This window comes from candidate division KSB1 bacterium (assembly GCA_016214895.1).
Lineage (GTDB): Bacteria > Electryoneota > RPQS01 > RPQS01 > RPQS01 > JACRMR01.
Map to the genome: position 1 here is coordinate 221333 of JACRMR010000003.1, position 26743 is coordinate 248075.

20 protein-coding genes and 1 tRNA gene are annotated in these 26743 nt (G+C 59.5%); 5 read left to right on the top strand and 16 right to left on the bottom strand.

All coding sequences use genetic code 11. The features are described 5' to 3' along the window. Nucleotides 1-162 precede the first annotated feature (162 nt). Both HZB60_02890 and HZB60_02895 read right to left on the bottom strand, forming a co-directional pair. Nucleotides 163-603, bottom strand: a complete 441-nt coding sequence (locus tag HZB60_02890) for a CBS domain-containing protein (GenBank protein ID MBI5058713.1) — start codon at nt 601-603, stop codon at nt 163-165. A 227-nt stretch (nt 604-830) separates the two neighbouring features. Next, entirely contained in the window at nt 831-1769 is a 939-nt protein-coding gene (locus HZB60_02895) for a DMT family transporter (protein MBI5058714.1), read from the bottom strand. Nucleotides 1770-2312: 543 nt separating this feature from the next. Between HZB60_02895 and HZB60_02900 the strand changes: the two genes are divergently transcribed. Further along, nucleotides 2313-4931 (top strand): right-handed parallel beta-helix repeat-containing protein, encoded by a 2619-nt coding sequence (locus HZB60_02900; protein MBI5058715.1) that lies wholly within the window; start codon nt 2313-2315, stop codon nt 4929-4931. Nucleotides 4932-5079: 148 nt separating this feature from the next. Here HZB60_02900 and HZB60_02905 read toward each other — a convergent pair. The 9 genes from HZB60_02905 to HZB60_02945 form a co-directional block, all read right to left on the bottom strand. After that, nucleotides 5080-5161, bottom strand: a tRNA-Leu gene (locus HZB60_02905). Between the two features lie 66 nt (nt 5162-5227). Then, on the bottom strand, nt 5228-5590 hold the full coding sequence (gene secG / locus HZB60_02910) for a preprotein translocase subunit SecG (GenBank protein ID MBI5058716.1): 363 nt from the start codon (nt 5588-5590) through the stop codon (nt 5228-5230). Between the two features lie 88 nt (nt 5591-5678). Beyond that, on the bottom strand, nt 5679-6461 hold the full coding sequence (locus tag HZB60_02915; protein MBI5058717.1) for a triose-phosphate isomerase: 783 nt from the start codon (nt 6459-6461) through the stop codon (nt 5679-5681). 110 nt (nt 6462-6571) lie between these two features. Continuing rightward, a complete protein-coding gene (locus HZB60_02920) occupies nt 6572-7768 on the bottom strand; it encodes a phosphoglycerate kinase (GenBank protein MBI5058718.1) in 1197 nt (398 codons plus the stop codon). A 645-nt stretch (nt 7769-8413) separates the two neighbouring features. Continuing rightward, nucleotides 8414-8866, bottom strand: a complete 453-nt coding sequence (locus HZB60_02925; protein ID MBI5058719.1) for a DUF4920 domain-containing protein — start codon at nt 8864-8866, stop codon at nt 8414-8416. A 122-nt stretch (nt 8867-8988) separates the two neighbouring features. Further along, nucleotides 8989-9993 (bottom strand): type I glyceraldehyde-3-phosphate dehydrogenase, encoded by a 1005-nt coding sequence (gap, locus tag HZB60_02930; GenBank protein ID MBI5058720.1) that lies wholly within the window; start codon nt 9991-9993, stop codon nt 8989-8991. A 276-nt stretch (nt 9994-10269) separates the two neighbouring features. Further along, the gene (locus tag HZB60_02935; protein ID MBI5058721.1) at nt 10270-10764 is read right to left on the bottom strand and encodes a hypothetical protein; all 495 of its coding nucleotides are present in this window, start codon (nt 10762-10764) and stop codon (nt 10270-10272) included. A gap of 242 nt (nt 10765-11006) precedes the next feature. Continuing rightward, nucleotides 11007-12890 carry an Nramp family divalent metal transporter gene (locus HZB60_02940; protein ID MBI5058722.1) on the bottom strand — a complete coding sequence of 628 codons (1884 nt, stop codon included), beginning with the start codon at nt 12888-12890 and terminating at the stop codon, nt 11007-11009. Further along, the gene (locus tag HZB60_02945; GenBank protein MBI5058723.1) at nt 12887-13588 is read right to left on the bottom strand and encodes a metal-dependent transcriptional regulator; all 702 of its coding nucleotides are present in this window, start codon (nt 13586-13588) and stop codon (nt 12887-12889) included. The genes HZB60_02940 and HZB60_02945 overlap by 4 nt, the downstream gene beginning before the upstream one ends. A 408-nt stretch (nt 13589-13996) precedes the next feature. Here HZB60_02945 and HZB60_02950 point away from each other — a divergent pair, with 408 nt between their 5' ends. After that, the gene (locus HZB60_02950) at nt 13997-15343 is read left to right on the top strand and encodes a hypothetical protein (GenBank protein ID MBI5058724.1); all 1347 of its coding nucleotides are present in this window, start codon (nt 13997-13999) and stop codon (nt 15341-15343) included. 188 nt (nt 15344-15531) lie between these two features. Here the strand turns inward: HZB60_02950 and HZB60_02955 are convergent, their stop codons facing one another. From HZB60_02955 to HZB60_02975, 5 genes are all read right to left on the bottom strand, one after another. Further along, entirely contained in the window at nt 15532-17598 is a 2067-nt protein-coding gene (locus HZB60_02955) for a tetratricopeptide repeat protein (protein MBI5058725.1), read from the bottom strand. A gap of 268 nt (nt 17599-17866) precedes the next feature. Beyond that, nucleotides 17867-19615, bottom strand: a complete 1749-nt coding sequence (locus tag HZB60_02960; protein ID MBI5058726.1) for a VCBS repeat-containing protein — start codon at nt 19613-19615, stop codon at nt 17867-17869. Nucleotides 19616-20252: 637 nt separating this feature from the next. Then, a complete protein-coding gene (locus tag HZB60_02965) occupies nt 20253-21065 on the bottom strand; it encodes a chemotaxis protein CheW (protein MBI5058727.1) in 813 nt (270 codons plus the stop codon). Nucleotides 21066-21333: 268 nt separating this feature from the next. After that, complete coding sequence (locus HZB60_02970; GenBank protein MBI5058728.1) at nt 21334-22977, bottom strand: T9SS type A sorting domain-containing protein; 1644 nt, start codon at nt 22975-22977, stop codon at nt 21334-21336. A gap of 48 nt (nt 22978-23025) precedes the next feature. After that, nucleotides 23026-23529 (bottom strand): hypothetical protein, encoded by a 504-nt coding sequence (locus HZB60_02975; GenBank protein MBI5058729.1) that lies wholly within the window; start codon nt 23527-23529, stop codon nt 23026-23028. A 425-nt stretch (nt 23530-23954) separates the two neighbouring features. On the opposite strand from HZB60_02975, the gene HZB60_02980 reads away from it, so the two are divergent. From HZB60_02980 to HZB60_02990, 3 genes are all read left to right on the top strand, one after another. Next, the gene (locus HZB60_02980) at nt 23955-24251 is read left to right on the top strand and encodes a co-chaperone GroES (protein MBI5058730.1); all 297 of its coding nucleotides are present in this window, start codon (nt 23955-23957) and stop codon (nt 24249-24251) included. A gap of 115 nt (nt 24252-24366) precedes the next feature. Continuing rightward, nucleotides 24367-26013 (top strand): chaperonin GroEL, encoded by a 1647-nt coding sequence (gene groL, locus HZB60_02985; GenBank protein ID MBI5058731.1) that lies wholly within the window; start codon nt 24367-24369, stop codon nt 26011-26013. A 300-nt stretch (nt 26014-26313) separates the two neighbouring features. Further along, nucleotides 26314-26724 (top strand): hemerythrin family protein, encoded by a 411-nt coding sequence (locus HZB60_02990; protein ID MBI5058732.1) that lies wholly within the window; start codon nt 26314-26316, stop codon nt 26722-26724. Nucleotides 26725-26743 lie beyond the last annotated feature (19 nt).

The following is a 26743-nucleotide window of genomic DNA, read 5'->3' on the forward strand; positions in this document are numbered from 1 at the left end:
CGCGGGTTGCATGCAACTCCTCTCGTCCAACAACCGAAAGCGGCGAGTCCCCCCGGACTCGCCGCTTCGCATTTAGATTGAACCGTGCTTGTGATTCGGACGGGCGATGCCATCAGCCGCTTCAAAGCGCGGGCGACGCCGTCGGCCGCTCGGGTCTCATCCTCAGCCCGGATATTTTCCGGTGATGAAGGAGGTGAGCTGTTTGGCGTCGAACTCGACTTCATCGAGTTTTGATTTGACGAGGTCGCCCTGCGAGATGATGCCGAGCAGGATTCCGTTTTCGACGACGGGCAGATGGCGGATTCGCGCATCGGACATGACGGCGAGGGCCTGATCGATGGAGTAGGCGAGTGTGGCGGTGATGACTTCGCGCGTCATGAACTCAGCGACGCGGAGTGTGGCGAGGTTCACGGGACTCTGGACATGCAATCTGAGGACATCCCGTTCGCTGATGACTCCGACGAGTTTACCGCCGTCATCGAGCACGGCGAGCGCGCCGATATTGCGAGCGACGAGTGTATGCACAGCATCCAGCACGGAGTCGCGCGGACGGATTGTGAATACATGCTTCCCTTTGGTGTTGAGGACTTCGAGCAGCGTCATCTCGACCTCCTTAGTGGTGCAGGCGTGTCAGTTGTGGCAACCCTGCCCGCCGGGTGTATCCGACCAGTTTCCCTATCAATTTAATGCACAACTCGCGCCAAAGCAAGTGGTTCAAAACGCGTTGTTGATATTCTGAGTTGAGCAAAAACAAGAACTCAGTGGACCCGATGGCATGACTTGCGACAATTTGCTCAACTCCGCTTGACCCACCTCTCGTTACGGTCCGGCTAATCGCGGCGGCCAGAGGCGGTCGTTCCGGAGCGCACGGGGACCTTGGCGGGCGCGGGCAGGGAGGCGGAGGCGATGCCGAGGATGACCAGCACTCCCGCGATGACAAACGGCCATGTGACGGGCTCATCGAGGAAGACGGCCCCGAGGGCCACGGCCCAGACGGGGAAGAAGTAGGTGACCATGCTGATCCGGCTGATGGGCCAGACGGTGAACAGATAGTATAGCGCGTGGAAGGCGAGGGCCATACCGAGCACGCCGAGCCAGCCGAGCGCAAGCCAGGTCATAGGCTGTGCAGGGATTTTCAGAGGCCATTCGATCCAGAGGGCGGCGAAGGTCTGATAGACGAGCGAGCTGGTGAGGGCGGTCGCGGACATGAGAATGGGCGGCATGCCCTTGATGAAACGTTTGGTGTACACACCGGCCGCCGCATAGGATAATACGGCGAGCAGCATGGCGGCGATGCCGAGCGTACTGCCGGAGATGCCGTGTTGAAGATCATCGTAGAGCAGGATCAGCATCCCGGCGAAACCGGCGATCAGGCCGAGAATCTTGTTGCGGTTGAATTTGTCGTCGAACAGGAAATAGTGCGCGGCGACCATGGAGAAGAGCGGGAGCGTGCCGTTCAGCATTCCGGCGAGTCCGGAGCTGATGTGAATCTCGGCCCACGAAATTGCGGTCATGGGGATGGTGGCGTTCACCAATCCGACGACGGCGAGATGTTTCCACTGATCGCGCGTGATGGGCGCAAGCTGCCTGGTGACGACGGCAATGATCCAGGCGGCGACGGCGCCGATCAGGATGCGATAGAAAACGAGCGTGAACGGACCGACCTCGCGCAGGGCGACCTTGATCCAGAAGAACGACATCCCCCAGCCCAGGCAGCCGAGATAGAGGAAGATGAGCCAGGGTTTGAGTCGGGAGGGGGAGGAAGGCAAAATGGGAAATCAGAAATCGGAAATCAGAAATGATGAAATTTGAGAAAGATTAACGAGCGAGATCAAAATACTTTTGACCAAACGAACTGCTTTACGCTTTATGAATTAACGAAGTAGGTGAAAATTGGTTGCGCACGAAGTGGACAAATTGCGAGCGAAGGCGGGGCAGTTGGATTTTTGGTTTTCACTGACATGAGGTTAATATACTGAGCAAACACGCAAAAAGCAATAGAAATGTTTATTAAATACGTAAGTGGTTGTTCATGAAGGCAGTATACGAAGTCGGAAGGGTGCGGGGTGCCGGACCCCCCCCTACCCCCCTAAGTCGGTTTTTTTTGGGGGGGGGAAGCCGATTCCGGGTAGGTCAGGAGATGCAGCCCAGGGAGAGTGGGGGTCTGAGAGGCATACTGGTCGGGGTTGCTCAGGAACTTAACAATGGCGAACACACGCAAGCATTCATGTTAATATGACAAATCATATCATATTGCTAATTACATATGCAACTCCGTAACTTGTGATCAGACCCAACTAATTCAGGAGATCATGATGAAGCTATCGCTATTCATTCTGCTGACTGTGCTTATGGGAAGCACATCGATTTTGGCCCAAGGGCCGGACACCGTATGGACGAGGACGTACGGAGGAACGGCGGATGAAGATCATTGTGCCGTTGTCATTTCCGTTGGAGCAGGAGGGTACGCATTTGGTGGCGTTACGCGTTCCTACGGGGCGGGCAGTGCCGACATGTGGCTCATTCGCACCGACGATCAGGGGAACACGGTATGGACACGAACCTATGGTGGCAATTCGTCGGATGATCTGCGGGACATGGTTGATACACAAGCGGGCGGATTCGCGATGGTCGCGGGCAGCTACCTTGATGGCGGGTATCAAAGCGACGTCCGATTGATCATCACCGACGCTCTTGGAAACACACTGCACGATGTCTCGTTTGACGGTGGCTTTGGAGGCGCGGGAAACGACTATGGACACGCGATCGTTGCCCTGCCCGACGGAGGCTTCGCACTGGCAGGTCGAAACGAACTTGGAGTTCATGAGGGACCTGCGGATTTCTGGTTGATTCGCACGGATTCCGCGGGCGATTCACTGTGGTCGCGGACCTACGGCGGCGGTGGAAACGACATCTGCTGGGATATTGCGCGCACAACTGATGGTGGCTTTGTTCTCGCAGGTTGGACGAATTCCTTTGGAGCGGGTGGATACGACCTCTTCCTCGTGCGGACTGACGGCGATGGTAACACACTCTGGACTCGCACATTTGGAGGAGCGGGCAATGACGGATGGCCCTATGGGGTTGGCCTCGCGACGACGTTTGACGGCGGGTTCGTTGTCACGAGTTACACGGAGTCTTTCGGCACCGGAGGGGACGTCTATCTGGTGAGGACCGATGCAAACGGCAATGCGCTCTGGACCAATGCATTCGGCGGGTCGCTCGGTGACCGCGGTTCAGCAGTTGCGCGGATGGCTGACGGAGGGTTCGCCGTTTTCGGGACTTCAGATATTGCAGGCCCACCGGCTAACTTCTACCTTGCCAGAACCAATGCTGACGGTCAATTGCTGTGGTCAAGGACGTACGGTGGTCCGCAAGTAGAGGATGCCGCAGCAGGCATCATCACTGCAGACGGTGGCTTTGTTTTAGCGGGAATGACCAACTCTTTCGGAGCCGGGAGTTCAGATTTCTATGTTGTGAAGACTGCGCCTGATCCGACTTTGTGCGACACGCTGTCAGGGACACTGGGGGCGGCGGGTTCGCCCTACTTTGTTGCTTGCGATCTGCTGCTGCCGGCCGGTGACACGCTGGTGATCGAGCCCGGGGTTGTGTTGAATTTCATGGGGCCGTACAAGTTCGAAGTGCGGGGGACCTTGTTGGCGCAAGGCACGGAAGAGGATTCAATCGTGTTTACGACGGACACGTTGGCGAATCCGGGAAGGTGGCGGGGATTGCGTTTCTACCATGGAAGCAACGACGCCTCGGAACTCGGCTACTGCATCGTTGAGCACGTCGTGAACAGCACATGGGCCTGGCCAGAAGTATATGGAGCCATCTGGGTCGATTCAGCAAGTCCGGCGATCAGCCATACGACAGTTCGACACAACTATGCCAATCGTGCGGGTGGGATAGGTGCTACCGGGGGCAGTCTTGTCCGAGTCAGCGATTGTGTGTTCCTTGACAACGGCACTGACGAGGCTGGCGGAGCGATTGAAGCTCTGGATGGAGGCTATCCGACAGTGGAACGCTGTCTGTTTGTTGGCAACTACGCTCTGAATAACGGTGGCGCCATCGGGATTGGTGTCAGCGGTTCCGGCGCCAACTTCAATTACTGCATCTTCCGTGAGAACTCGTGCGAGGCTGTAGGCTCCGCTCTAGCCCTTGGCGAAGGGACAACGGTTGTACTGAATCACTGCACAATGTTCGGCAATACGAGCGGTAATGGACAGATCGGCGCATTCAGCGGCTGCGATCTCACGCTTCGAGATTGCATTGTTGCCGCGGGTAACGGCAGTGCTCTCTACTGCGAGGCGAGCAGCTTCGTGAGCGTTGGGTATACCGATTTCTACGGAAATCCTGCGGGTGTCTGTTCTGGATTCTGCCCACCGAGTCTCGGCCAAGTCGTCACGACCAATCGCAACGGTGATCCGTGCGACCAGTACTACAACATCTTCCTTGACCCACAGTTCGTGAATTCTACCGGCGGTGACTTTCATTTGACGGCGAACTCGCCATGCATCGACGCGGGTGATCCGACTCTGTATGACCCGGATTGCACGATTTCGGATATCGGGGCGTACTTCTACTATCACCTCGCGCAGCCGGAGTCGCTGGTGGTGTGGCAGGACGGGAGCGCGATGGCGATGTGCTGGAGTGTGGTGGACAGCACGGACTGCGCGGCGCCCTCGCCGATTCGTTCGTACGTGATCTACTACGAGGAAGAGGTGAACGAGAACTGGGATTTTCTGGCGGTCACGACGGATACCTGCTATCGCCACGAGCATGTGCTCCCGTTTTCGCCGCCGTCGCATTACTATGAAGTGGTGGCGACGGATTACGAGCCGGCGGCCTTGAATCTGATTGTTGAATCGCTGGGCGGACGTCCGACGCGAGAGGAACTGACGCAGGCGATCAGAATGCGCGGCCGGTAGCGTGCGAGGGACCCCCCCTACCCCCCCCAAAGCGGAATTTCTTTTGGGGGGGATAGCAGCAACGGCGGCCGATGGGCCGCCGTTGTCGTTTGGAGTGTCGTTGTCGTGAAGCCTAAGCCGCGCTTAGTGCAAAATCACACGCCGTGTGTGCCCGAGCCCGGATTCGAACCGGGATGCCTTGCGGCGCTACCCCCTCAAGATAGTGTGTCTACCAATTTCACCACTCGGGCTGGAAGTCAAATGCGGAACGTCGGAAATTCGGAAATGCAGAAGATCCGATGCTGGCCGAAGCGCGCTTAGTTGCCGCCGGAGGGGGGCGTGGCGTTGTTGCCTTCGGGCATGGTGGCGCCGCCGGGGATCTGCGGGACCGGGCTATTGGCGGGTTCGCCCTGCACCGCCTGTTGAGTGACGGAGACTTTCTGTTTACCGGTCGTGGAGAGCACGGCCATGCCGAGACAGTTCAGCATGAAGAGCGTGGCCAGCACGGTGGTCGCCCGGGTCAGGAAGTTCGCGGCACTGCGTCCGCCGAAGACGGTGGATGACATCATACCGCCCGCGATGCCGGCGAGTCCGCCGCCTTTGGAAGCTTGCAGCAGAATCGAGACCACGAGCAGGACCGAGATGATCATCTGCAGGGCGATAAGGATACCGTAGATCATGTGTCTTTCCGAAAACTTGGAACTTGAAACTTGAAATCTGAGACCTGAATTCGAACCGGACAAGCCCGGTGATCGAAATCCGCGCGAGTTAGTGCTTCGGCTTGGCCGCTGCTGCCGTGGCGCAGCCGTTGTGCAGGGCGAGCAGGCTATCGACTTTGAGGCTGGCGCCGCCGACGAGGGCGCCGTCGATGTGGGGGCGGCTCATGAGCGACTCGACGTTTTGCGGATTAACGCTGCCGCCGTACAGAATGTGAATCGCTTTGGCGGCATCGCCGCACATGGCTTCGAGCCGGTGGCGGATAAATGTGTGCGCGGCTTGGGCCTGTTCGGGCGTGGCGACGACGCCGGTGCCGATGGCCCAGACGGGTTCGTAGGCCACGACGAGCTTGCTGAATTGATCTGGTGAGAGGCGGGACAGTCCGACATCGAGTTGTCGTTTCAGGACCAGCTCGACGTTACCCGCGTTGCGTTCGTCGAGCGTCTCGCCGATGCAGAAGATGGGCGTGAGTCCGGTCTCGATGCAGCGGATGACCTTTTTACCGACGATCTCATCCGTTTCGCCGAAGATTGCTCGCCGTTCACTGTGTCCGCAGATGGCATATCCGCAGCCCGATTCGAGCAGCATAGTGGCCGAGATTTCGCCCGTAAAGGCACCAAAACTCTCAAAATACACATTTTGGCCGCCAAAGGCAAGCCGTTCCCTTGGCAGGGCGGAGCTCTTGACGGCCTCGGCCACCGCCGGAATGACGGTAAACGGTGCCAGAATGACTGTTGGCACGATCGTCGGGGGCAGGTTCCTGGCGTAAGTATTTATGAATTCTGTGGCTTCCTTGGCCGACAGGTTCATTTTCCAGTTTGCACAGAGGAGCATGGGGAATTAAGTATGAAGTATGAAGGATGAAGTATGAAACAGAAAGACCGACTCCCCGTGATCCCCCGGCTGCGTTGAGTGAGCACGCGGGCGGCTTCATACTTCATGATTCATAGTTTTTCAGAGAGGGCTACGACGCCGGGCAAGGCCTTGCCTTCGAGGAATTCGAGGCTGGCGCCGCCGCCGGTGGAGACATGGGAGACGGCATGGTCGAGGCCGAATTTTTTCATGGCTGCGGCGCTGTCGCCGCCGCCCACCACCGTAATCGCGCCGTTTTTGGTGGCATCGGCCATGGCCTGGGCGACACATTTAGTGCCGTGGGCGAACTCGTCGATCTCAAATACCCCCATCGGACCGTTCCAGATGATGGTCTTGGCGGCGCGGATGATGTCGGCGAATTGATTTTCACTTTCGCTGCCAATATCCCCGGCGACCTGCTCTTGGGGAATCGCGCCCGAGGGCGCGATGGCAGTTTTCGCGCCGGCTTTGAGTTCATTCGCGACGCGCGAATCGGGCGGCAGCATGAACTGCGTGCGGCTGGACTTGGCCCGTTCGAGAATGTCGTGCGCGAGATCGACCTTATCGGTTTCGAGTATCGAGTTGCCGATCTCCTTGCCCATGGCTTTGTAGAAGGTGTAGGCCATGCCGCCGCCCACGAGAATGGTATCGACTTTTCCGAGCAGGTTTTCGATGACGTCGATCTTGCCGGAGATCTTGGAGCCGCCGAGCACGGCGACGAACGGCCGCGCGGGTTGGGCGAGCGCCTGTCCGAGGTACTTCAGCTCTTTCTGCATCAGGTAGCCGGCGACGGCGGGCTTGATGAACCTGGTCACGCCTTCGGTGGACGCATGGGCACGGTGGGCGGAGCCGAACGCATCGTTGACATAGAGGTCGCCGAGTTTGGCGAGTTTCTCCGCGAAGCCGGGCTCATTCTTCTCTTCCTCGGCGTAGAAGCGCAGGTTTTCGAGCAGAATGACGCCGCCGGCGGGGAGTTTGCTGACGGCCAGTTCGACGTCCGGGCCGATGCAGTCGGAGGCCATGACCACGGGCTTGCCAAGTAGTTCGGCGAGCTTTTTGGCGGCGGGGGCCAGCGAGAATTCGGCGGTCTTTTTGCCTTTGGGCCGGCCGAGGTGACTCATCAGAATGGCCATTCCACCGCTCGCGATGATCTTCTGGATGGTGGGCAGACTCTCGCGGATGCGGATGTCGTCGGTGACGACATCGCCGTCGAGTGGGACATTGAAATCGACACGAACAAGCACGCGCTTGTGCTTGAGATCCACCTGGTCAATGGTGAGTTTGTTCATGGGATGGACTGGGGAGGCAATGGGCGAACTTGAGAGAATCCCGGATTGAAGGACGGCACATGAAGATTCGTTTCGCGGCGAAGGAGTTGCACAGCAAGATTCCGGCGGGGGCCGGAGACACGGCTCGGTTTGGAGCGGTCAGCGGAACCCCCCTGTTGTCCCCCCTTGAAAGGGGGGACGGCTTCGTTCGGGCGGTTTGGAGCGGTCAGCAGAACCCGCCTGTTGTCCCCGCTTGGAAGGGGGGACGGCTTCGTTCGGGCGGGCGTGGAGCGGTCAGCGGAACCCGCCTGTTGTCCCCGCTTGGAAGGGGGGGACGGCTTCGTTCGGGCGGGCGTGGAGCGGTCAGCGGAACCCCCCTGTTGTCCCCCCTTGGAAGGGGGGGCGGCTTCGTTCGGGTGGTTTGGAGCGGTCAGCGGAACCCCCCTGTTGTTCCCCCTTGAAAGGGGGGACGGCTTCGTTCGGGTGGGTGTGGAGCGGCCCGCAGAACCCCCTGTTGTCCCCGCTTGGAAGGGGGGACGGCTTCGTTCGGGCGGGTGTGGAGCGGTCAGCGGAACCGCCCTGTTGTCCCCCCTTGGAAGGGAGGACGGCTTCGTTCGGGTGGTTTGGAGATCGGGCTCGGAGGAAAGCGGGATCAGACGCGGTGTGTCAGATTCCCTTAACGCGTGCGCCTTTGAGGCTGACCATGACTTTGGGAGCGGGGCAGGCATGCGCTTCGCCGCCTTCGTGCGATTCTTTGACTTCGCCGGGCGCGGCTTCGTCCCACAGCAGCGTGCCCTGCAATTCGATATCCTTGCCCATCACGTCCTGAGTGAAGTGGACGGATTCATCGACGCTTTTGCAGATGATGGTGGACTTATCGGCCTGTTCGATTTCGACCCAGCAGCCCATGTGCTGGCACATCGCGACGACCTTGCCGGTGACGAGTACGTCTTGATCTTTGAACTTCGCGGGTTCGGAGTTCACGGCGGCGATGGAGACTGGCTCTTTGAGGGTTGGTTCGGTGCCGAAGACCTTTCCTTTGGCATTGCCGTTGTGGGCGGAGCAGCCGATCAGGGCGATGGCGACGAAGAGGCTGAGGATGGTGATGATTTTCTTCACGGTGATGTGTTTCCTTGACATGTTTATCGTGTTCCCGGATGCTGCGCCGGGAGATCAGTTGAGCGAGATTCCGGCGGGGAAGGAATCCCCGCTCGGCGGAACGGATTGAGGTATGGTGCGGACTACGCACCCATGCGGCCGAGGATGTCGATGCAGCGCATGGAATAGCCCCATTCGTTGTCGTACCAGCCGAAGACCTTGAGCATGCGCGGTCCCATGACCATGGTGGACTTGGCGTCGAAGATACAGGAGTGCGAGTTGCCGACGATGTCGCAGGAGACGATCGGATCTTCGGTGTATTCGAGCACGCCCTTCATGGGTCCGTTGGCGGCGGCCTTGAAGGCGGCGTTGATGGATTCGACAGTGACGTCTTTCTGGACGTTGCAAACGAGGTCGGTAATCGAGCCGTCCACGGTCGGCACGCGGAGCGCGGTGCCATCGATCTTGCCCTTGAGGTCTTTCATGATCTTGCCGACGGTGCGGGCGGCGCCGGTCGTAGTCGGGATGATGCTCTGGGCGGCGGTGCGGGCGCGGCGCAAATCGGAGTGCGGCGCGTCGAGAATATTTTGATCGTTGGTGAACGCGTGGATCGTGGTCATGAACGCGTATTCGATGCCGAAATTCTCGTGCAGGATCTTGGCCATGGGCGCGACGCAGTTGGTCGTGCAGGAGGCGTTGGAGACGAGTTTGTGTTCGGGTTTGAGCACGGAGTCGTTGACACCGCACACGATCGTGGCGTCGATTTCGTCTTTTGCCGGCACGGTGAGCAGCACCTTCTTCGCGCCTTGATCGACGTGCTGCTGAATTCCGGCGCGATCGCGGAACGACTTGGCGCCGGTGGATTCGACGACGATATCGATGCCGAGTTCACCCCACGGCAATTTTTTCGGGTCTTTTTCGGCGAGGACTTTGAGGAACTTGCCGTCCACTTTGAAGCCGCCTTCGACGACTTCGACTTTGCCGGGGAAGCGGCCGTGTGTGGAGTCGTACTTGAGCAGGTGTGCGAGGGTGGCGGCGTCGGTCAGATCGTTGACGGCGACGAAGTCGAAACGCGGGTCTTTGAAGGCGCCGCGATACACCAGACGACCGATGCGGCCGAAGCCGTTAATCGCAATGCGGATAGCCATGAGCGGTGGGTTCTCCCTATGGAAGGTTCAGGCGGTTCGTACAACACAGAATTTACCGATTCCGCACGGGAAAGTCAACCACGGCAATCACTGAAACGGTCGGAACGGCTGCTCGCATGAAGCGTAATAATTTGTAAATGCTGGAGTTAACTGCCTCCGTCTCGGAGCGAGACAGGTGAAAACATTCACATGCCTCCGCGGGGCGGGTAACGCAAGCGGCGGCCCTGACCGGACCGCCGCCGTGTATGCTGCCGCGCGAAGGACTGGTCGCGGGTCTCAGCGCGTCTCTTTGGTATCGTCGTCCTCGTCATCGTCTTCATCGCCATCGTCGATGGTGTCTTCGTCCTCATCCTCATCCCCATCCTCATCCTCATCGTCATCATCGTCGTCGTCCTCGGCGTCCACGCTGAATTCGGAGTGATAGATTCCGATCTCTTCGCTTTCGTTGCGATAGACCCAGATGAACTCGTCGGCGGTGGCGCCCTTACAGAGCAACACGGAGCCGCTGTGTTCGTCGGCGACTTCGAATTCGAGTTCACGATAGAGATCAAAGAGCTCCGCGATCTCCGCGTTCAGGTCGAGTTCCCGGTCGAACACGCAGAACCGGAAGAGCTCGTCGGTATCTTCGCGCACGATATCAATGGAGACGATTCCGGTTTCCTCGTCGAAGACTTCCGTCTCTCCGATCTCGAGGTCTTCGAAATCCTCGAATTCAAATAATTCTCCGGCCTGGCGAACAAACTGGGTCAGCTTTTCAGCGACCTGCGACATGGGCTAACTCCTGAAAATTGATTGAAGGGACAACAGCAGACTGTCCGCCAATCTAAGGATTTGCCGAAAGAGAAGCAAACTCATTGAAAATGCTGAAGTTTGGATGTAGGAAGTTGCCGAGCGGCTCACGAACCGCTATGAAGCATGTTGAACGTGGCGACGCGAGGTTCCGGCAGGGACACAGTCCCTGCTCGGCGGAAGGTTCCGGCGGGGACGGCGTCCCGGCGCGGCGGAAGCGACGTTTACGCTTCCACGCGTACCATGAAGACCGGGACCTGCACCCGGTGCCGGACGCGCGTGGCGGTTGCGCCGAAGAGAATGTCCTGCGTGAAGCGGTGGCCGTGCGTGCCCATGATGAGCAGATCAATGTCTTCATCATGGACGATGCGCACGATTTCGTCAGGCGGATTACCGTAGCCGAGCACGACTCGAACGTTGACGCCGAGTTTCGCGACTTCGTCTCGCAGATTGGCCATGTAGGCTTCGTCGCCCACGACTTCGTGGTCGCTGGACTGTTCTCTCCAGAAGCGGGGACCGAGTCCGTCCATGACGTGAATCAGGGCAAGTTCGGAGTCATAGCGCTTGGCCATGGCGACACCCTGACGCACGAGCTTGGCATCGGTTGCGGAGACTTCGATTGCGACTCCGACGCGACGATAGACGGCTTCGGGCACGGCTTCGAGATGGAAGGTGGGCAGGGCTTCGGCGCGTTTGCGGGTTCGGCGCAAGATCGGCACCATGGCCAGATACAGGAGCAGCACGGCGAGGCCGGCGGCAATGAGGAGGACCAGCACATGATACCACTGCGGACCGGCGGGACTTGCGGAAATCCAGTTGCCAAGGATACTGCTGACCAGCCGCACGTTCAGCCCGATAATCAGAATGGCGGCGATCCAGGCGAGCATCTTGACCCACGTGCGATTGGCGAATTCGCCCATTTTGGATTGGTCGCTGGTGAAATGGATCAGCGGCAGAATGGCGAACGGCAATTGCATGGAGAGCACGACCTGCGAGAGAATCAGCAGTTGATAAGTCCCGGAGTCGCCGAGGACGAGCAGGGTGAGTACGGCGGGGACGATGGCCAGCGAGCGGGTGATCATGCGGCGCAGCCAGGGGCGGATGCGCAGATTGACGAAGCCTTCCATCACGACCTGCCCGGCCATGGTCCCGGTGAGCGTGGAACTCTGGCCGCTGCAGAGCAGGGCGATGGCGAAGGCGGCGCTGGCGACGGTGGTGCCGAGCAGCGGCGCGAGCAGTTGATGCGCCTGCTGAATTTCGGTGACTTCGACGGCGTTGCGATGAAAGACGGCGGCGGCGAGAATGAGGATTCCGGCATTGACGAAGAAGGCGGCATTGAGGGCGATGGCGGAGTCCACGAGATTGTATTTGCAGGCCTGTCGCACGAGGGCGCTGGTGTTGCCGACCTTGCGCGTTTGCACGAGCGCGGAATGCAAGTACAGATTGTGGGGCATGACGGTGGCGCCGAGAATTCCGATGGCGACGTAGAGGCTTTCCTGATTCAGCCGGGGCGTGAATCCCAAGGCGATCCCGCCGAAGTCGGGTTTACTCAGGAACATTTCGAGCACGAAACAGGCGCCGATGGTGAGCACGAGCGCGAGGATGAAGGCTTCGACCTTGCGGATGCCGAGGTGTTGGAAATAGAGCAGCAGCAGCACGTCGAGCGCGGTGAGCACGACCCCCCAGAGCAGCGGCAGTCCGAAGAGCAAATTGAGGGCGATGGCGGTTCCCAGGACTTCGGCGAGATCGCACGCGACGATGGCGATTTCGCAGACGACCCAGAGCATCAGTCCGACGGGTCGCGGATAGGCTTCGCGGCAGGCGCGGGCGAGATCGCGGCCGGTGACGATGCCGAGGCGGGCGCTGAGGGCCTGCAGGAGCACGGCGATCATGTTGCTCATGAGGAGGACCCAGATCAACTGATAACCGAAGCGCGAGCCGCCTTCGATATCCGTGGCCCAGTTGCCGGGGTCCATATAGCCGACGCTGACGAGATAGGCCGGACCGGCGAATGCCAGCAGCCGGCGGAAGGCGCTGACTTTGTCGGGAATTCCGACGGTGCGGTGGACCTCGGAGAGCGAGGCGGGCGGGGTGGAGCGAGTGTTCATTTGCTGCTCCGGGGGAGGGTGGTTTTGGCGGACTTGGGCTTCGGTTCGGTTTCGAGGAGAATTTGATCGGCGAGAGGTTTGCCGAGCGTAACCGGTTTGCCGTTCACTTCGAGCTGCAGTACGCTGTCATGTTCGGGGCTATCGGTGACACGCACGCGGGCGCCGGGTTTGAGGGCGAGGCCGGCGAGGTAGATCAAGGTTTCCGGCTTTTTGCCATGCACGCGGGCGACGACGGCTCGCTGATCGACGGCGAGTTCCGAGAGTCGGACCAGCGCCCGCGCGACTTCGTTGCCGTCGCTGGACGGGATGGGATCGCCGTGGGGATCGAAGGCGGGATTGCCGAGCTTGGCGTTGATCGCATCGACGAAGCGTTCGGAGACGGCGTGTTCGATGCGCTCGGCTTCGGCATGGACTTCATCCCACGAGTAGCCGAGGTGTTCACAGAGGAAGCACTCGATCAGGCGGTGGCGGCGGATCAATCGCGAGGCGATTTCGCCGCCTTGCCGGGTGAGGGAGATCTCGTGGCGCGGTTTGTAGTGGAGCAGCCGTCGGCGGGCCAGTTTTTGGATCATGGCCGTGACGGTGGAGTCGGTGACGCCGAGTTCGCGGGCGAGGTTGGAGGTCGAGACCGGTTCGGCGCGTTCGCGGAGCCGATGGACGAGCAGCAGGCAGTCTTCGGCGGGTGCGGATAGTTCCATTCGACAGCTTTAGATTAGAATTTCGATACATCGAAATATACACACAGATGGGGCGAAAGTCAAGGGGTTTTGGCTCAGCGGGGCGGCTCGGCGCGTGCGATCTCCTTCGCCACAAATGGCTACAAGTGGCGAGGAATGTCCACAACTTGATAATAAGACAAATATTATCCCAATTGATCCGCGGCGGCAGATGTTATTGTTTTTAGTTGATTATGCATAATAATTCAGTAAGGGCTTGACAAAGGAGATAAAGAATCCTATATTAAACTCGTTAGTAACTTTTTTCACAAGCGGGAGTGTAGATTGCATGGCCTTGCAGCGGCGGCCGACGCCGGTTTGAGCGGCGTTCCGCCTGTGCCTGGCGCGCTCCCGCCCGGGACCGGTTTCACTTTACGATGGAGAACCCCCATGCACAAGTCGACTGGTTTGGTTGGATGGCTGGGCGCCGTCGCGCTCGGCATCGGATTGTTCTTACTGCCCACCTTGCTGCCTTACGCCAGCAGTGGCGATGTGTTGGCGATTCCGGCGTGGAGCCGCAAGTACGACGTGACTTGCCAGATGTGTCACGCGCCGAACTTCGCGCGCCTCAATTACTATGGCGAGCGGTTTCTGGCCAACGGCTACCAAAGCCCGGACCTGAAGGAGGCGGACGGGGACACGGAAGGTAAGAAGAAGTACAGCGATCACCTGTCGCTGGACAATGAGATCGGTCACTGGTTCACGGCGCGGCTCAATCTGACACCGGTTCAGCTCGAGACGAAGGCGCTGACGGTGAAGGGGGAGAAGAAGGACAAGCTGACGATTGGCAACACCAACTGGCTGCAACTCTTTGTGGCGGGTTCGTTGTCGAAGAACACATCGATCTACATCGAGAACGAATTTTCCGCCGGGTCCGAACCGTTCCATCAAGCCTGGTACTACCTGGGTCTGCACAATCTCGGCAACACCTCATGGCTTAACTTTCAGGCGGGTCGTCTCAGTCCCGTCGTGTTCGCGCCGTATCCGGATCGGCTGCCGCAGCTGCCTCCGATCGGCGGAGGCGCCCTTCGCGTGACCTCGTCGAACGGTGGCGGGGTTTCGTCGGTCGATATGCGATCTCCGCGCTATGGGATCCAGTATTACGGATATCAAGGTCCGGTCTCCCTCTATGCGGGCGTGACGCCGGGGTCGAAGAACTCGAACGCGGCGAATCAGATCGGGGTGTGGGGCGGCTTGCGATTATGGATGCCGGAGAGTGGCGCGGAAGCGCTTAAAGGCTCGTCGCTGGGTATTCATTTTGACTCGGGCACGGATGCAAAGAACCCCGCGAACAAGCCGACGGACTCGCTGGCCTATGCCGAGAATTCTTTCGTGCGCATCATGCCGGGGTTGAACCTGCGCTGGAAGGACAAGTTTGATTTGCAGGCGGCCTATGTCATGGGCACCGAGGACAACCGCAAGCTGGTCGGGACGGGCGCGAAGGAGATCGCGTATAACGGGATCCGCGCGGTCGGCAGTTACTTCGTGAATGAGCGCTGGATTCTGTCGTTCCACTATGACAACGTCACAACCAGCGACGAGGACAAGGCCAATCTGGCGGCCGCCGATCCGCTGAAGACCGACTACCAGTTCCTGTATATTCCGGTGGTGACCTACCTCATGCGCGAGAATATTCGCGTGAGCCTCTATCCGGGACTTGATTTGCGTGACAAGGAGAAGATCTCCGACAAGGAGAATCACCACCTCTTTTACGTGAATATTCGCGCCGCCATCTAAAGGGCAACGTTTCCCGCTGCGCGCTGCAAGGGGGTTGGGGAAAACCAGTCGGAGACTTTTCCGGTCTCTACCCTTGTGGAGCGCCTTGGAGCCTCCTGACAGGCTCTGAGTGAGCAACGAACCCCGTCCAAACTGGACGGGGTTCGTCGTGTTGCCGATAGTTCGCGGGCATGTGCACGCTCGCCGATTCACCCGGTCGGCGGGCCGATGTGCAAGCGGCGGGCGAGGTCATCGACGTGGGCTTTGACGGAATCGTCGCGGATGCGGATGCGCAGGAGTTCGTCGAGTTGTTGGCGGGCGGCGGTGGTGTCATGGCGGCTGAGCGCGGCCTCTGCGATCGCGATGCGGGCGGGCGCATAGGCCGGGTAGAGCTTGATTGCGGCGTGCATGAGGGAATCCGCGAGGGGGGCGTTTCTGCTGAGCTCCGCGATCACGCCGGCCTTATGGAGCAGTTCCGGCGACTCGGGCTCCTGCTCATGCGCGCGCAGGAGTGAGCCCACCGCTTCCGCGAACATGCGCAGCCGGGTTTCGATGCGGGCGCGGGCGAGCCAGACCTCTGTGGGCGCGTCGCCGGACTTGGGGAAGCGCTCGGCGACAAAGGCATAGGCGCGTTCATCATCCTGCGCCAGAACATAGCGGTCGAGTTCTTCGAGAAAGGTCTGCAAGGGCGCCCCGAGGAGGGAATCGGGTGCGCTGACTCCGGCCAGTTCATACTCTCGCCGCGCGTCGTCAAAGGAGCCGAGCTTCCAGAGGCAATCGGCCAAACCGACGCGCGCGTCGCGCAGGCTGTCATTGGAGGCGAGCGCTCGCGCATAGAGCGGGACCGCATCGGCGATCATGCCGCGATCGACGGCGATGGTGGCCATGTTGGCGAAGTCCATGCTCGGTTTGGTCATGCGCTGCACGGTGCTTGACGGCCAGTTGGCCACCGCGAGCATGAGCAGATAGACCCAGGCGCCGAGCAACAGGCGCTTCCAGTTCTGCTCGACGATCAGTTGCCATAGTCCGGCGACAAAGCACGCGGCTCCGAGCAACAGCACGAGCGTCAGCGGAAACCGATACTCGCTTGCACTGAAGAAGATTAGACAAGTCAGCACATAGGCGGCGGCGTAACACCAGAGCAGCGCGAGCCGTCTCCAGATCGGCCAGGCGAGGAAGATCCCGGCGACTGCCAGCGGGAACAGGAGTCCCCAGCGTAGGGGCAAGGCTCCGACGATCGGGCAGTAGCTGGCGACGGCGCGAAAGGAGAGATTGTTGGCGATCTCCGCGTTCTGGGTGACGAGCCAGAGTTTTTTCACAAAGAGCACGACCCAAGGTCCCGGCCAGCGTGAGATTTCGGTCAGCGCGCGACGACCCCAGTAGCGGTTAGCCTCGGCGAGGGTGAGGCTGTCGTGGGCGAGGCGCGAGGCTTCGTCGCGAAACGCTTCGGCCTCGCGGATCGGATCGGCGGAATACACAAACGGCAAGTCATCATAGGCGCCACTCGCTCCGTAGCGGTTGCCGATATAGAAGTTGACGCCGCCGGAGGAGGTAGTGAGAGCGGGCGTGCCGGTTACGGTCCAATTGCGGATCAGCGCCGGGGCCAGCGTCACGCAGGTTGCGGCCAGGAACAGCAGCGCGAAACGCCGCAGATCAGCGCGCTTCCGGAGCAGCCACGCCACCAGCAAGGCCGCAAACAGCAACACCGACGGCCGGGTGAGAGCAGAGAGTCCGGCCAGTCCTCCGGCCAGAATCCAGCCGAACGGCCGGGCCTCCTGCTCGCGGTCCACGGTGTTGGTCCGCGTGACGAGTACGTAGATGAGGGCGGAATTAAGGAACAGGATCAGCGAGGCGCTGAGCAGGACACCGTCATAATAGAGCCACGGCGCACAAAAAACGGCCAGCGCGCCCGTAATCAGAGCCACACGCCGGCCGAACAGATTATCAGCGGTCAGGATCAGCAATCCGCACGACCCGATCGAGAGCAGGAACTGTGCGATGACCACCAGCCCTGTCGCTTTCGAGCCGGAGGCGGCAAACAGCCCGGCGAGGAAATACGGGTACCCGGGCGAGAGCCAGAACGGTCCGGGCGGGTTTCCCTGCCCGGTGACGAGCATTTTCGCCCACGTGAGATAGAACTCGCTGTCGAGGAACAGCAAGTTCAGCAGCGGCGAATGGAGCAGTTGCCGCAGGTAGATGATGCGAACGGCAAGGAAGAGGGCCGCGATGAGCGCGAGCCAGCGCCATTCCTTTGGTGAGTAGTTCCCCCTGAACATAGTTGAAAAATACGCGAAAAGGAGGAGAAAAACAAGCCCCCGCAGGAGGACGGGGGCTAAACCGGGCGCGCAGGTGGGAGGAACCCGCCACGCCCGAATCTTGAATGGACGGCCGGCGGTCGAGGTCCGCAACGTACCTCAACCGCCCGGCCTGGTTCGGTTCTCCGCCGTGTCAGGAGTAACGCGACGGAAGAGCCAAGACATTTTCAACACGACTTTCCGTGGGGTGGGGTCGGCCGCGGCCCCCCCCGCTGGGAATTCGACGGTTTTACTTGAGCAGCATCATGCGGTGCACGACGTTGGTGGAGGGTCCGGTCAGGCGGACGAGATAGGTGCCTGAGGGCAATGCGCCGGCCTCGAAATTCAGCGTGTGCTCTCCGGCCGCGAAAACCTCATCTGCCAGTGTCGCCACATTTCGGCCGGTCAGGTCGAAGACATTCAGCCGGACCTGTCCGGCAGCAGGCAGGTTGAAGGAGATGCGGGTGGACGGATTGAACGGATTCGGCGCGTTGCTGATGCTGCGAGGGTCTCCCCCTGTGGACTCGAATGCGACCTGTTGGATTTCGGGCGAGCTGGTGGGTTTGTGCAGCCAATTGTGTTTGTTCATCTGGATCTGATCGATCGAGTACGTGGTGACCTCGCCTCCCGGCCAGGTGACTTCGCAGTTGATCACGGACGACTTCATGACGGATTCGCTGACCAGCGTAATCGCGGCGCCATTGCCGCTGTTCATGCTGGCCAGACTCGCGGAGGAGCCGATGTCCTTATCGTGCTCGAAATCGAAGCGGACCTGGCAATTGGGGAGCGGCGTGCAATCATTGGGACCGCAGAGGTGCAGGACCACGAATTCATGATCGAGGGTGGTGTTATTGCGATAGAGCCGGACGCCAAGACCTTCCTGCGCGATGGCGAGATCGGGATCCGCGTCGCCGTCGCAGTCGCCCCAGGCGGCTCCGTTATTGCGGTCGGCGCGCTGGGCGATGCCCATCTCTTCGGCGACATCCGACCACGGCAGATCGGGGCCGGGGTTCTTGAGGAGCGCACAGCCGTAACCCATCTTGCGCAGGACGAACAGCTCTTTGGTGCCGTCCATGTTGGCGTCCACCGCGCAGGCGTAAACGCCCTGTTCGGCGAGATTACGTACATTCAGCTCGTCGGTGACGGACTTGTAGTTGTGCCAGCCGTTATCGGGGTAATAACAGAGCAGATGAGTGTTCTCGGGCGAGCCGGGGGAGAACAGATCGAGTTTGTGGTCGCCGTTGAAATCGAACCAGCAGGAACCGGTGGAGCCCATGTGTTTGGGCAGATCGACGCGGTTGGTCCAGTCGAGCAGATTTCCGTCCACATTCATGTACAGGCGCGGGCCTTGATCGACGCGGTGGGCGCCGAGGAAGAGATCGAGGTCGCCGTCGGCATCCCAGTCCACCCAGTTCATGGCGCCGATTTCGATATCCGGCGTGGGCAGCTCGTCACTGCGCACCTGATTGAACTCGGTGGTTTCCTGGCGGAGGACGGTCATCCCGCTTTCCTCCGTTTCGCCGTTGCTGAGGATCAGGTCGAGCTGTCCGTCATGGTCCTGATCGACCCACGCGGTGCTGCGCACGGGGATTCCGGTGCCGCTGAGATTCAAGTTAACCGGCTGGAAACGCTGTCCGCCGATTTGACGGAAGAGCTGGACGCGGATACCGGTCTCGACGAGGCAGAGCAGGTCGAGGGATCCGTCCTGGTCGAAATCCACGAATTCCGCGGATTTCACGTCGGTGACCCCGGTCAAGCTGGCGGATTCCGTAACGTTGAGGAAGCTCCCGCGGTGGCTCTGATAGAGCGCGCTTTCGGAGCCATTGTGGCCGCCGACGAACAGGTCTTGATCGCCGTCGCTGTCGATGTCTCCCCAGGCCACGCAGGCGGCATTTTCGGGGCAATTTTCGAGTTGGAGGGAGATTTCCTGGAAATCCCAGGCGAAGGCATTCAGCGCACAGAGGGCGAGCACAAGGGGCAGGGTCATCAGCCGTTTCATCGTTTCTCCTTTCGTCGGTCGAGTCGCACGCTCGGCGCGCGAATCTTCCGTCATCATGCGTATCAGTGCAAACCACAGCAACAAATCAGATCAGGGAATTTGGGGTTTGAATCTCCTTTGCAGGTTTGAATTTGGCAACGCGACGCGATATTTCCGGTCTCGGTAGGCAATCAGGCAAGAGCTGCACCAGCGAGGATGAGGCTCAGGATCCGGGTTAAGTTGAATGTCGAATCAGTTTGGACAACGGACCCGTGCGTGGGTATGCTGGAGGATTACAACGGGTTGTTGAAATGCCCGAATGAAAACAACCGCAGGTTTGAATTCGTCAACATGAATGGAGTGTGACCGCCGCGGGAAACGGGGGCGAAACAGGCGAGGTGCGGAATCGGAGTTGGCTTGGAGAGCATGCGGAGCGGGCAATTGATCACATTGGATGAAGGTCAGAGCACAAAGCCTGCCAACGACGTCCTTGCGGAATGCAAGGCCGGAGTTCGGATGCTGTTGACGTGCTCAGGGTATCCATTTGGAGCGGAAGGCCGAAGTGGAATAGCCGATGCGAAGCAGGCGGCCCGGTGGGTCGCCTGCCTGATTAAGGCCGTTTGCGGAAGCGTGAGCCGCGGCCGTGGCCGTCGATACGTCACGCGTATTCGGTCTGTGGGATCAGCTGCGGATAGAGCTGTGCGGGGTCGAGCAGCATGGTGAATTTGCCGCGCGATTTTTCGGCGACGAGTCCGACCAGACCGGGGAACTGTTCGATGGCGGGGATGGAATCGGGCGCCTGAATCTCGTCGTCGGCGCAGCGAATGACCGCATTGATTTCATCGACGGCGACGCCGAGCGTACAGGCGGAGCTGCCGACAATGACGAGTGTGGGGCGGGCGCTGGCGATGACGTACTCGCAGGCCTCCGCAAAAATACCGATGAGTTGGTTTAGACTCGTGCTGCGCACGTCTTCGATCATACGCAGCGCGCTCTGCTGTTGGCCGTCAGCGAGTTCGCGGGACACGCGTTCGGCGAGCGCGTGGATGAGTTTGTGGGGCTGGTTGAAGCGTTTGATGATGCGATCCAGAAACGGATCGTCGGTTGAGTAGCTGTCATACCAGAGTCCGAACTTGCATTGATGGGGATCGGTGGTCAGTTTGAATTCGCGGTTTTCGCGGACGGATGCTTCGAGTTCTTTCAACCAGTTTTCGTGATCTTGCTGGCGGGCTTTCAGGGTTTCGACGAGTACGGCGGCCTTGTCCTGGCGCGATTCGAAGCCGAATTTCCGGCGCAGGTCAAAGACGGGGATGGTGCGGTCGCGCAACAGGATGACGCCGAGGTTATCGGGTGCGGCCTGCGGGACGGCGTGGACGTCGGGCATTCGCAACATTTCTTTGACATATTCGATTTCAAAGCCGAACATTTCATTACCGACTTTGAAGGTGACCCATTGGGATTCGGCGGGCATGGCTGGGCTCCGGTGTGTAGTACTGGCGACATATCGAACAGGATGGAGCGAGAAGTGTGCCGAAGGGGGGCGGCGAACGGGGAATGCGCGCCTTGCCGCCCGGTTGTCGCCGCCGTTGTCAGCGGGCACCGGCGCGCCGAGAACTTCGAGCGCGGTTGCTGGCAGTGTAGTCTACGGAACCGGCCGATTGGAAGGCCAAGCAAACGGCCACGGAGGAAATCCGTGGCCGTTGTTCTTGTTTGCCTATCGCAGAGTGGAGCCGCGCCAGCTACTTCAGAAAGAGCAGCTTTCTGAATTGCGCGTGATGGCGGTCTGCGACGCGCAGGAAATATATCCCGGTCGCTACTGAGGCGGGGGGGCGGTAGGTGACGATCTGACTCGACAATGGGCCTTCCTGAATGAGTGCGGCGCGGCGTCCGAGTAGATCGAACAGTTCCATGCGAAACGACTCCGTCGTGAATCCGGCGATGGCGATGTGGAAAGCGCTGTTGAAAGGGTTTGGATAGACGGCGAGGATGTCCCACGTGGAAAGCACCTCCGGCGGCGAGCCATTCACGGTGTTGAATGTCGTGTCGGGAGGAGCGGTGAGCCAGGGCGAAAACTGGACTCCGACCCACAAAACGGTATCTCCGCGACCCTGCGGGTTCAGTGTCGGGTGGTACGGTCCGGACACGTCGCCCCACCAGTTATTGCGGGCATTAACGGAATCCGGACCATTGAAGAAAGGGGTGATAGTCTGACCGGAGTTTCCTCGAATGATATTGGAATCGATAGTGGGTTGGGCACCGCTGACCGCAACGCACACCGAGCCATATGTGGAGTCTTCCGACAGATTGCTGTCAAACACATTGTGGTGAATGTGCGGTCTCGCTCCGGCATAGGCGTACACGACTCCGCCGTGGCGATTTATGTTATTACGAAACACGTTGTAGGCAATCTGGCTGGGCCCGTGAGCCGCGCTCAGCGTTCCAGTCGTCACTTCAGCAAGGAGGTTCTCGAAAATGTTGCCCACGACATATCCGGGGTGCCTGTTGTCGGTATCGATCGTGAGTGAATGCTGTGTGGTCCGGTTGTTCCGGAAATGATTCCCGGTGATAGTGCAATTTCCGCGCACCACTTCAAGATCGCAGGCGCCTTCCAGGGCCTGGGCGTACAGCGAGTTCTCTTCAAATAAACAGTTGGATACGTGGCCGAGACACTCCCAGAAACTCAGTCCTCCCGATATGCCGATTCCGTGCGCGAATCGGCAGGAATCAATCGTTGCATCCGCGTGGTCCACCCACATCCCGGGTCCGAGAGCGCCGCATTGGTTGCTGTCGAAGTCGCAACCGTTCACGCGCAATGAACAGAACGGCGCGTACACAGCCCCGCCGTAGTATTCAGCAAAGCAACGGGTGAAGCGGCAATGGTCAAGCGTCAGGAGGCCATGCAACTCAAACGCGGGGAAGACGATGGCAGCTCCTCCACCCACTTGAGCTTCGCAGTTCATAAATCGACAATGCTCGATTGTCACCGCGCTGAGAAAGGAGTATACGCCTCCGCCGGCGATTTGGTCTTGATGACCCCAACGCGTACCCCGTCCACTTTCGATTGTGAGCCCGATCAATCTGCTCCGGCGGTCCTCTCCATAGGCGTAAACGAAACAGCTAACCGTATCCGTGCGATTGGAGTCGGGGCGAATGATCGTGCTGCCAATGTGAGTCGAGTCGAGGTCGAGCAGAAACTCGCTGGCGATCACGACCGACTTGCCGTAGAGGACAGTCGTTTCGGTGTACACGCCATCATGGATGAGCACAGTGTCGCCGTCGGAACACTGGGCTACCGTGGAGTCGATAGAGGTTCCAATCTCGACACCGTGAGTCACGCCGAACGAGACGCTAGCACAAGCAAAGAGAAGTATCAGGTAGGGCATGGCTGGATCGGTAGAGAAGAAAGCCCGGCGTCGGCCGGGCTTTCTCACTTAGTTTCCTCCCCCGCCACTGCAAAGCTGTATGGGAGGTGATTGCGCGTCTTGACCCCATACCCATGCCTTTGCAACGCCGCTCGTCACGTCCGCAAATGAGATGAACTCATAGGTGTCGACGGTAAGCGGTTCCGTATCGCAACATGTCCCACCGGCGGATATCGAACAGCTTGCGACGTTGTTACCATCCAGCCGGATCGCAGCAAACATCCCGCCAATTGTCGGTGCCTTAATGCCGACCTTATGAGTTTGCGTCGTACCCACAAAGTTTTCTGTTTGTGTAGTCTGTCCGACTCCGTGTTGGTGATACAAGAGGAAAGCGTGCGCGAAGCCTGCCAACAGGAAGACGACTGTCACCACGGCCGCAGTCGTCAGCGGCAGGTACTTGGAACCATTCGAGTGTTCCATACTCCACTTCACTCCACTTCCTTTCGTGACAAAGAAACTTACGCGAATATACGCTTTACCAACGAGGAAATCAAGACCATCTGGCTGCTCCACGAGAATTCAAATCTGTCAGGAAACGGCACAGAGCGCCAGTGGAACATCTGTTCCTGTGCCTCTCCTCTTTCCTAAGTCCAGCATTTTCAGTGGTCGTGGTATGCATTTTCGAGTTGAACTTGGGAACTTTTGTTGTTATATTGTAGTCTGATTAGCAGTCACCGGGATAGAGTGCTAACAGCAGACTGACCCCCTTTGGTCCCCCAATTGGATGTGGGGGGAAAGAAGCAGCTCGATTCCAGTCGGCATGCAGAAGTCGCGAACCCGGGTCGGCGGCCCCCCCTATCCCCCCCGTGAACGGAGGGGGACCCGAGCAGCAAAGATCGCGCACGGCTGTGCGGGCGCTGCCTCCGTATTCCACGTTTCAAGTTTGAAGTTTCAAGTTTTCTTCCCACCGACAACCAATTCACACAGGAGTCCCCCCCATGAAGATTCGTCCGATTGACGAGCGCGCATTGATTAAGCCGCTCAAAGAAGAAGAGCGCAAGGTTGGCAGCATTATCATTCCTGATACGGCGAAAGAGCGTCCGCAGATGGGCGAAGTGGTCGCGCTGGGCGATGACATCGAAGTCGCGGATCGCAAGCAGAAAAAGATGTCGGAAGTCTTGAAGGTCGGCGATCAGATCGTCTATGCGCGCTACGGCGGTACGGAGATCAAGATGGACGATCAGGAGTACCTGCTCGTGGGCCGCAATGACATTCTGGCGGTCGTGCAGAAGTGAATGGGGATGTGAGCGGCCGCTGAGTCGATTCGGGTCGGCGTGCCATTCCCCCCTTGATCCCCCCACAGCGTGGGGGGAAACCAGAACAGACAACAACACAAAGGAAACATAAAACATGGCAAGCAAGATAGTCACGTTCGATGTGGATGCCCGCACCGCACTGAAGAAGGGTGTGGACATCCTCGCGGATTCGGTCAAGGTCACGCTCGGCCCCAAGGGTCGCAACGTGGTCATCGAGAAGAAGTGGGGCGCTCCGACGATCACCAAGGACGGCGTCACGGTCGCCAAGGAAATTGAGTTGGAAGATGCCGTCATGAACATGGGCGCGCAGATGGTCCGCGAAGTCGCGTCGAAGACGAGCGATATCGCGGGCGACGGCACGACCACGGCGACGGTGCTGGCGCAGGCGATCATACAGGAAGGTCTGAAGAACGTGACGGGCGGGGCGGATCCGATGAGCCTCAAGCGCGGCATCGAGAAGGCCGTGGCGGTCGTGGTGAAGGACCTGAAGGCGAACGGCAAGACGGTCAACGGCAAGAAGGACATCGCGGCCGTGGGAACGATCTCCGCGAACAACGATCCGGAAATTGGCCGTCTGATCGCCGACGCGATGGAGAAGGTCGGCAAGGACGGCGTGATCACCGTCGAAGAGGCGAAGAGCACGGAGACGGTGCTGGATGTCGTGGAAGGCATGCAGTTTGATCGCGGCTACGTGTCGCCCTATTTCGTCACGAATCCGGACGAGATGGAGTGCGAACTCGAGCAGCCGTACATTTTGATTCATGACAAAAAGATCGGCTCGATGAAGGACCTGCTGCCGGTGCTCGAGAAGGTCGCGCAGACGGGTCGTTCGCTGCTCTTGATCGCGGAAGATATCGAGGGCGAAGCGCTGGCGACGCTGGTGGTCAACAAGTTGCGCGGCACGTTGAAGGTTTGCGCGGTGAAGGCGCCGGGCTTCGGCGACCGTCGCAAGGCCATGCTCGACGATATCGCCACGCTGACCAACGGTCGGGTGATCAGCGAAGACGCGGGCTTCAAGCTGGAGAACGCGCTGTTGTCGGACCTCGGTCAGGCCAAGAAGGTGATCATTGACAAGGACAACACGACGATCGTGGAAGGTCTGGGTAAGGGCGACGAGATCAAGGCGCGCATCGGTCAGATCAAGAAGCAGATCGAAGGTACGACCAGCGACTACGACCGCGAGAAGCTGCAGGAGCGTTTGGCGAAGCTCGCCGGCGGTGTTGCGGTACTGAAGGTTGGCGCGGCCACCGAAGTTGAGATGAAGGAGAAGAAGGCCCGCGTGGAAGACGCGCTGCATGCGACTCGCGCCGCGGTGGAAGAAGGCATTCTGCCCGGCGGCGGTGTGGCGTTATTGCGCGCGCAGAAGGCGCTCGAAGGTCTGAAGCTCGAAGGCGATGAAAAACTGGGTGTGGCGATTGTCCGTCGCGCGCTCGAGGAGCCGATTCGTATGATCAGCCAGAATGCGGGTTGGGAAGGCAGCGTCGTGGTGGACAAGATCCGCCAGAATCCGAAGTACAGCTTTGGCTTCAACGCCGCGAGCGAAGCCTACGGCGATCTGATCGAGGACGGCGTGATCGACCCGACGAAGGTCGTGCGCGTGGCGCTTGAAAACGCCGCCTCGGTGGGCGCGCTGTTGTTGACGACGGACGCCGCGATCCACGAGAAGAAGGAACCCAAGTCGGCGGCTCCGGCGATGCCGGGTGGCGGCGGCATGGGTGGCATGGGCGGCATGGATTATTGATCTCGTAGGGGCGGGTCCGCGACCCGCCCGTAACGCCGAGCAGGAATTCCCTCGCACTATCGTCGCCGAGCAGGGATTCCTTCCCTGCCGGAAGTGGTGAACAACCGTAGCGACCGCCTTGGCGGGCGAGTCAAGGATTCGTAGTACCGCATGGCGTGCGCTCGGAGCGACAGACTAAGGTAGGGGCAGCCCCGTGTGGCTGCCCCTATTCTGTTGTCGGCGAGTCGGATTTCTCCGGATTCAGGACCCGCTGGCATCGGGTTTGCACACAAACCATGGTCAATAGCGGAGGCAAAGGTAATGGCGATTCAATGGGTAGACAGCATGGCCACGGGTTTGGCCTGGCAGGACGAGCAGCATCAGAAGTTGATCCATCACGTCAATGTTTTTCTGGAGGCGATGGGTCGGCGTGAGGGGCAGGAGGAAGTCGGAAAGCTGCTGACGTTTTTGCAGGAATACGCCGTGGAGCACTTTGGCCACGAAGAAACCTGGATGCGCGAACACAGCGACCCGGAGCTGAAGCACCATCACACGGAGCACGAGCGGCTGCTCGAAGAGCTGAACAAATTCGTGGCGGACTTCAGTAGTCACGGCGGCTCAACGATGCTGGTGATGCATGTCCAGAGCTGGATGCGCGACTGGATACTCCATCACGTGATCTTGGAGGACCGGAAGATGGCGGGCTTTGCGCGCGCCAACGGCCTAAGCTGAGGCCTGCGCGCAGCGTTGC

Coding starts and splice junctions, on each gene's coding strand:
- secG (MBI5058716.1), bottom strand. CDS start 5,590: ATGATCTACGGTATCCTTATCGCCCTGCAGATGATCATCTCGGTCCTG.
- HZB60_02970 (MBI5058728.1), bottom strand. CDS start 22,977: ATGCCCTACCTGATACTTCTCTTTGCTTGTGCTAGCGTCTCGTTCGGC.
- HZB60_02965 (MBI5058727.1), bottom strand. CDS start 21,065: ATGCCCGCCGAATCCCAATGGGTCACCTTCAAAGTCGGTAATGAAATG.
- HZB60_02960 (MBI5058726.1), bottom strand. CDS start 19,615: ATGAAACGGCTGATGACCCTGCCCCTTGTGCTCGCCCTCTGTGCGCTG.
- HZB60_02915 (MBI5058717.1), bottom strand. CDS start 6,461: ATGCTCCTCTGTGCAAACTGGAAAATGAACCTGTCGGCCAAGGAAGCC.
- gap (MBI5058720.1), bottom strand. CDS start 9,993: ATGGCTATCCGCATTGCGATTAACGGCTTCGGCCGCATCGGTCGTCTG.
- HZB60_02890 (MBI5058713.1), bottom strand. CDS start 603: ATGACGCTGCTCGAAGTCCTCAACACCAAAGGGAAGCATGTATTCACA.
- HZB60_02940 (MBI5058722.1), bottom strand. CDS start 12,890: ATGAACACTCGCTCCACCCCGCCCGCCTCGCTCTCCGAGGTCCACCGC.
- HZB60_02955 (MBI5058725.1), bottom strand. CDS start 17,598: ATGTTCAGGGGGAACTACTCACCAAAGGAATGGCGCTGGCTCGCGCTC.
- HZB60_02990 (MBI5058732.1), top strand. CDS start 26,314: ATGGCGATTCAATGGGTAGACAGCATGGCCACGGGTTTGGCCTGGCAG.
- HZB60_02920 (MBI5058718.1), bottom strand. CDS start 7,768: ATGAACAAACTCACCATTGACCAGGTGGATCTCAAGCACAAGCGCGTG.
- HZB60_02935 (MBI5058721.1), bottom strand. CDS start 10,764: ATGTCGCAGGTCGCTGAAAAGCTGACCCAGTTTGTTCGCCAGGCCGGA.
- groL (MBI5058731.1), top strand. CDS start 24,367: ATGGCAAGCAAGATAGTCACGTTCGATGTGGATGCCCGCACCGCACTG.
- HZB60_02950 (MBI5058724.1), top strand. CDS start 13,997: ATGCACAAGTCGACTGGTTTGGTTGGATGGCTGGGCGCCGTCGCGCTC.
- HZB60_02900 (MBI5058715.1), top strand. CDS start 2,313: ATGATGAAGCTATCGCTATTCATTCTGCTGACTGTGCTTATGGGAAGC.
- HZB60_02945 (MBI5058723.1), bottom strand. CDS start 13,588: ATGGAACTATCCGCACCCGCCGAAGACTGCCTGCTGCTCGTCCATCGG.
- HZB60_02980 (MBI5058730.1), top strand. CDS start 23,955: ATGAAGATTCGTCCGATTGACGAGCGCGCATTGATTAAGCCGCTCAAA.